Annotated in this window: 6 protein-coding genes; all 6 read right to left on the reverse strand. The window is 67.4% G+C overall.

What is annotated here, in order from left to right; genetic code table 11:
- Nucleotides 1-649: 2-dehydro-3-deoxy-6-phosphogalactonate aldolase (locus tag G3N99_RS32430; RefSeq protein ID WP_206124415.1), on the reverse strand; the 649-nt coding region annotated here is incomplete at its 3' end.
- A 22-nt stretch (nt 650-671) separates the two neighbouring features.
- Nucleotides 672-1,697 carry a 2-dehydro-3-deoxygalactonokinase gene (locus G3N99_RS32435; protein ID WP_206124416.1) on the reverse strand — a complete coding sequence of 342 codons (1,026 nt, stop codon included), beginning with the start codon at nt 1,695-1,697 and terminating at the stop codon, nt 672-674.
- On the reverse strand, nt 1,694-2,593 hold the full coding sequence (locus G3N99_RS32440) for an IclR family transcriptional regulator (protein WP_011350890.1): 900 nt from the start codon (nt 2,591-2,593) through the stop codon (nt 1,694-1,696). Before G3N99_RS32440 ends, G3N99_RS32435 begins: the two co-directional genes overlap by 4 nt.
- Nucleotides 2,594-2,943: 350 nt before the next feature.
- Nucleotides 2,944-3,342 (reverse strand): EF-hand domain-containing protein, encoded by a 399-nt coding sequence (locus G3N99_RS32445; RefSeq protein ID WP_011350889.1) that lies wholly within the window; start codon nt 3,340-3,342, stop codon nt 2,944-2,946.
- An 82-nt stretch (nt 3,343-3,424) separates the two neighbouring features.
- A complete protein-coding gene (locus tag G3N99_RS32450) occupies nt 3,425-5,035 on the reverse strand; it encodes a peptidase S10 (RefSeq protein ID WP_174934170.1) in 1,611 nt (536 codons plus the stop codon).
- Nucleotides 5,036-5,475: 440 nt separating this feature from the next.
- The gene (mtgA, locus tag G3N99_RS32455) at nt 5,476-6,213 is read right to left on the reverse strand and encodes a monofunctional biosynthetic peptidoglycan transglycosylase (RefSeq protein WP_174939093.1); all 738 of its coding nucleotides are present in this window, start codon (nt 6,211-6,213) and stop codon (nt 5,476-5,478) included.
- Nucleotides 6,214-6,273: the final 60 nt, after the last annotated feature.

A 6,273-nucleotide genomic window follows, 5' to 3' on the forward strand; every position in this document is an offset into this window, starting at 1 on the left:
CCCCCGTCCAGTCGGCCGACGCGTTCGCCGCGGTCGCGTCGGCCGACTGGCCGGGGCGGTACAGCGCCGAGCCGAGCCCGAAGCCGTTCGCGCCGGCGTCGAGGAACGGCTGCATGTTGTCGGGCGAGATGCCACCGACCGGAATCAACGGCACTGCGCGGTCGATCACCGCGCGCCATGCCTTCACGACATGCACGCCGAGCTGCTCGGCCGGGAACATCTTCAGCACGTCGGCGCCGTTCGCGAGCGCCGCAAAGGCTTCGGTCGGCGTCGCCACACCCGGCGCGCTCGCAAGGCCGCGCTCGCGTGCGCGGCGGATCACGGCCGCGTCGCTGTGCGGCATCACGATCAGCGCGCCGCCCGCGTCCTGCACACGGTCGACATACTCGGCGCGCAGCACGGTCCCCGCGCCGACGATCGCATCGTCGGGCAGCGCGCGCCGCAGCGCCGCAATGCTGTCGAACGGATCGGGCGAGTTGAGCGGCACCTCGACGATCCGGAAGCCGGCTTCATAGAGCGCATGGCCGTGGTCGGCCGCTTCGGCGGGCGTGATCCCGCGCATGATCGCGATCAGCGGGCACGCGTCGAACGCACGCATCAGCGCGGCATGCGGCGTGTACGGCGCGGGCAAGGTCAGGTCGGACGGCATCGAAGGTTCCTCTGCAAACAGTTCATTGGTCGGCGCAGACGGGCTCGCCGTCTGCGCGCACGAGCCCGGCGCGCGACGCGATCCGCCACAGGCCGCGGTCGGTCGCATGCGCGACGACACGGGCGTGCGGGTGGCCGAATTCCTGGAGCGCATCGGCGTAGCGCGCACATAAGCTGTCATCGCCGATCAGCAGCAGCGGCTGGTCCGCGAGCGCGATGCCGCGCTCCGCGAGCATCGCGTCGAGCGCGTTGAGCTCATGGCCGATCAGCAGCCCGGACAGGTAGTCGCCCTGCGCATCGGGCGCGAGCCGGTCGGTCAGGCCGAGCGTGCGCGTGCTGAAGATCGTCGCGAGCAGCCCCGTGTGCTGCGCGCCGCGCGCAACCGAGACGCCGCGCACGAACGCCGCGCGATCCGGCGACGCGCCGGTGCGCAGCGTGCGGCCGAGGATCGTGTGGTCGCGCAGCACCGCGAACAGCTCGCCCGTCATGAAGGTCTGGAAGCGCTCGATCAACCCGTCCCTCACCCACGCCCATTTCGCATGGGTGCCCGGCAAGCCGATCAGTACCCCTGAACGATCGGCGCCAAGCGTGGGATCGCTCGCGAGTGCACCGAATATCTGCGTTTCTTCACCGCGCATCACGTCGGGCAGTTCGCCCGTGGCGATGACGCCCGGCACGATCGAGATCGTCGTGCCGCGCGACGTCGTCACCGTGATGAGGCCCGCGACGAGCGCGTCGGCGCCGGCCGGCACCGCGACGTACGGCGCCTCGCGCCAGCCCTGCGCGCTGCCGACCATCCCGGCAGCGAGCACCGGCAGGTCCGGCGTGCGGTCGAGCCAGTCGCCGCACGCTTCCTCGAATACCGCGTCGAACGCGCGCGCGCCGCCGCCGGGCACATGCATCACGCCCGCCGCACGGCTGCGCGTGTCGATGAGCGCGCCATGCGCGTCGTACAGGTAAGCGCGCAGCGACGTCGTGCCCCAGTCGAGCGCGATCAGCGACGGGGTGGCGGAGCTGGCATCCGGAGCGGGCCGGGTCGAAGTCGTCATCGTTTGATCCTGCGGGTACCCTGCGGCGGGCTCCAGCCCAGTTCCGCGGAAATGGCTCGCGCTTCGCGCTGCACGAGCGGAATCAGTTCGTCCATCCGGTCATGCGGCATGTACGGAATCGTGCTCGCGACCGACACGGCCGCGACGATCGCGCCCGATGCGTCGCGGATCGGTGCGGCCACGCAGCGGATCGACGCCTCGTTCTCCTCGAGATCGAACGTATAGCCGCCGGCCGCGTAATGCGCCATGCGCTGCAGGAACGCGCTCGTCTCGGGCCGGTTGTCCGGCTTGAAATTGACGCCGGCAAGCGCCCGCCGGGCGGCCTCGAACAGCGAGCGCCACGTGTCGGGATCGGTGTCGAGCATCATCGCCTTGCCGATGCCGGTCGACGCGAGCGGCATCCGGTGGCCGACGCGCGAGCGCATCTCAAGGCCGCGCGTGCCGGGAATCTTGTCGATGTACAGCACGTCGTCGCCGTCGCGCACGCCGAGATGGATCGTGTCGAGCGTCGCTTCCGCGAGCGCTTCGAGGTGCGGGCGCGCTACCGCGGTGAGCGGCATCTGCTCGAGCGCGATCGTGCCGAGTTCGATCAGCTTCGGGCCGAGCAGGTAGCCGCCCTGCACCTGGCGCAGGTAGCGCGCCTGTACGAGGCTGCTGACGAGGCGGTGCGTGGTGCTGCGCGTCGTGCCGAGCGCGGCGCCGATCGCGCGCATGTCACGCGCGCCGTTCGCGATCGCCTCGAGAATCGCAAGACCGCGCAGCAGCGTCTGCGTGCCGGCCTGCTGCGCAGCGAGATCGAGCGGCGTGCTGGTCGCGCCGATGCTGTCGGTCAGCGACGCATCGTCCGGCGTCGCACGCCGGGCGTCGAGGGCAAGTGTGTCGGGCATCTTGGTCATGGGGGCGGGCTTCTTCAACGGAACCGGTGAAGCCGTTCGCACGATGCCGGAACGGCGTCCGGCGTCGCGACGAGGCGGCGGTCGATGCACCGAATAAAGCGCCCGGCGAACTTCATGGAAGGTGTCTCCGTGTGCGTCGGGCGCCGCGCGATGCGTGGGTCCGAAGCTGTCGATGTGCTTCGGATTGTAGGAGCGCACGCACTCGCCTCCAATATTTGAATGCGTTGCCCAGATAATGAGAATTCGGCACGAAGCCGCCGTGTACTTGGCGTAACGGCGGCTTCATGTGCACGGGGGCGGAACCCGCCGTGCAGCAGGTTCCGCCCCCGTTTGTTCACCGCGCGCCGCGCTTACTGCTGGCTCGTGCTGCGTGCCTGCATGTAGCGCTGGACGTCCGCGAACGACACGCGGCCGTTGCCCCCCGAGTCGATCTGGCGGAAGTGGTTCGCGACATAGCCGAGGCCGGCCGCGCGTGCCTGCGATTCGGTGATCGAACCCGTGTTCTGCGCGTCGGCTGCGCTGAACTGCTGCGCGAGCTTGCGCACCACCTGCGCATGCAGCGCGGCGCCGGTCGTCTGCGTACCGGCGGTCGGCTTGCGCGCGGCCGGCGGCACGTACGGATCGCCGAGCTGCGCCTGGCGCGCACGCACCGGGGCGGCGGCATCGCTTGCCTGCGCGAACGCGGATACGGATGCTGCGGCGCCGACACAGGCGAGCGCCGCGGCAACGACGATGAAACGATTCTTCATATCAGGCTCCAGTCTGGAATGAGGTCGTCGACGGCAGGCGCGGCGCAACCGCGGGCGCGCGCTGCCTGCCTTGCGCATCGCATCAGTGCGCGGCCGCGTTGTAGAAGGTCACGAGGTCGGCTTTCTCCTGCGGACGCGACGTATCGTCGAGATAGACCATGTGTCCGCCCTGATAGTCCTTGATCGTCAGGTTCGGCTGCGTCCCGAGTCGCGCGAGGTCGAGCTCCGTCTGGTAGAACGGCGTCGCGATGTCGTGATACCCGTTCAGCGACAGCACCTTCAGTTGCGGATTCAGCGACAGCGCCGCAGCAAGGTCGGGGATCGTGTCGGGCATCGCGAGACCGTCGTGCGTCCAGTCCCACGTGTTGATCGCATTGCTGCTCAACGAATACGCCGACTGCGCGGTGTACTTCAGCTCGTTCGGCAGGTACTTGCCGATCGTGTCGGTGAACGGCTGCGTGATGTACGTGCTCGACGGGTCGCCGCCGGATGCCAGCGGGCTCGACACCGGCACGTTCACGCGCGCATCGTAGCGGCCGATCAGCGTGCCCGGGATCAGCGACAGCTGGAAGCTGTTGTCGAAGAAGGTCGGGATCACGTTGAAGTTCGCATTCCACAGCGACTGCTTCACGCCGGTCGAATTCACCATCGTCGTGACGAGGGACGGCGGCGGCGGCGTATGGCTCGCCAGGTACGCGTTCACGGCAGGCGCGTAGCTGCCGGCCGTCAGCAGGCGCATCTGGTCCGCGTACTGCGGCAGGCTCGACGGGTTCGGGTTGTCGAGCTGATAGTACGCGCCGACCGTGCCATACGACGGCACGAAGCCCGCGCAACTCACCGGGCTCGATCCATTGTTCGAGTTGCCGATGTAGTCGCTCGCCATGTCGCAGTTCACGTTGTAGTTCAGGATCGACGACTGCAGCACGATGCCGGCGAGCTTCACGCCGGCCGTCTCGAGCAGGTTCGCGAGCACGTCGGTGCGCGGCGTGCCGTACGATTCGCCGAACAGGTATTTCGGCGAATCGTTGCGCTGGTTCACGGCAATGTAGCGCGTTACGAAATCGCGGAACGCGCCGCCGTCCTGGTCGACGCCCCAGAACGTCTGGTTCGTGTTCGGCGCGACCGCTTCGGAGAAGCCGGTGCCGATCGCATCGACGAACACGAGGTCGGTCGTGTCGAGCAGGCTTTCCTGGTTGTCGACGAACGGGAACGTCGACGTGTTCGCATTCGGGTCGCCCGTCTGGATCCGCCGCGGGCCGAACGAACCGAGGTGCAGCCACACCGATGCCGAGCCGGGGCCGCCGTTGTACAGGAACGTGACGGGCCGCTTCGCCGCGGGCTGGTTGTCGGCCGTATAGGCGACATAGAAGAACGATGCTTCGGGCGCGCCGGTCTGCGGATTGCGCGCGACGAGGTGGCCGGCCGTGGCCGTGTAGCGGATCGTCTTGCCGTTGAGTGTGATCTGGTGATGCGTGACGGCGGCCTTTTCAACCGCGGCGGAGGCGTCGAGCGACGCGTTCGCGCTCGACGAATAACTGTTCGGATCGTTGTACGCCCTGTCCACCTGACTGGCGGGATCGGCTGAATTGTCGGCGCTGGCAGCAGCGGACGATGTCACGTCGTCGTTGCAGGCCGTCAGAATCAGCGAAGAAAACACCACTCCCAACAACAGCTTCGCTTTGCTCGCTGGCATCGTTGCTTTCCTTCTCTCGGATGTTTTTTGTATCGAGCAGCCGGATAAGCCGCCCCCCGCCTCGATTGCGGCCGATAAGCCGAGGCGCTGGCCAATATACGCGAGCCCGTCAGCTTTGAAAAATTTTGAAATATTTGGCTGGCGGCCGGTGCAGCGCACACCTTTCAGGAATGCTTCGGTTCGCGAAACGTTGCATTTCACGTGCCTTTCACTGACTTTCGCGTTTACCCGGAAATACTAAAAAGCTCCGAATTTCGTGCCATATCGGCTAATAAAGTCGCACGACGCCCTGCATTGATCAGCAAAACGAAATAGATGGATTCGTCTAAAGGATGTGGCCCGAAATGCGCGCGACACGAATGCGCTGCAGCGCACAAACGACGCCTGAGCGGCGTAAGGGTGACGAAACGGTCAATGCGACGGCGCGAGCGCGCCGTCGTTCACTCCGATTGCGGCAGCTCGGCCGCACCCATCCGGCGGGCAATGACGGCCGCGCGCTGCGCCTGGTAGGCCGAGCCGCGGTGCGCGTCGAACCAGCGCGGCTTCGGCAGCATCACCGCGAGACGCGCCGATTGCCACGCGCCGAGCCGGCTTGCGGGAATCCGGTAGTAATAGCGTGCGGCCGCCTCGGCACCGTACACGCCGCGTCCCCACTCGACGGAATTCAGGTAGATCTCGAAGATCCGCTCCTTGTCGAGCACCGTCTCGAGCATCCACGTGATGATGAGCTCCTGCCCCTTGCGGATGTAGCTCTTCTCGCGCGACAGGAACAGGTTGCGCGCGAGCTGCTGCGTGATCGTCGAGCCGCCCGCGACGATCCGGCCGCGCGCCTTGTTCTTCTCCCACGCCTGCAGGATCGCGTCGACGTCGTAGCCGTTGTTGGTCGCGAAGGTCGAGTCTTCCGACGCGATCAGCGCGCGCTTCAGGTTGCGCGAGATCTGGTCGTACGGCACCCACTGATGCTGGATCTGCGCGGGCGGCTTGTCGCGCGACAGCCACCACGCGTCGGTGCGCATGAACGCGGTCGAGCCCGGGTTCACGAACGACCACAACGCGATCTGCGCGAGATAGAACAGTTGCGTCGCGAGCCACGCGAGCGCGAACACCGATCCCGCATAGACGATCCAGCGGGTCGGGCTCACCGTCCGCGTGTGCTGCGTGCCGCTCACCGCCACCACGTGCCGCGCTCCGCTCAGCTCGCCGCGAGCGCCTGGCGCAGCGCGGCCAGCACCGGCGCG

It is taken from the genome of Burkholderia sp. Ac-20392 (assembly GCF_017104585.1).
GTDB lineage: Bacteria > Pseudomonadota > Gammaproteobacteria > Burkholderiales > Burkholderiaceae > Burkholderia > Burkholderia lata.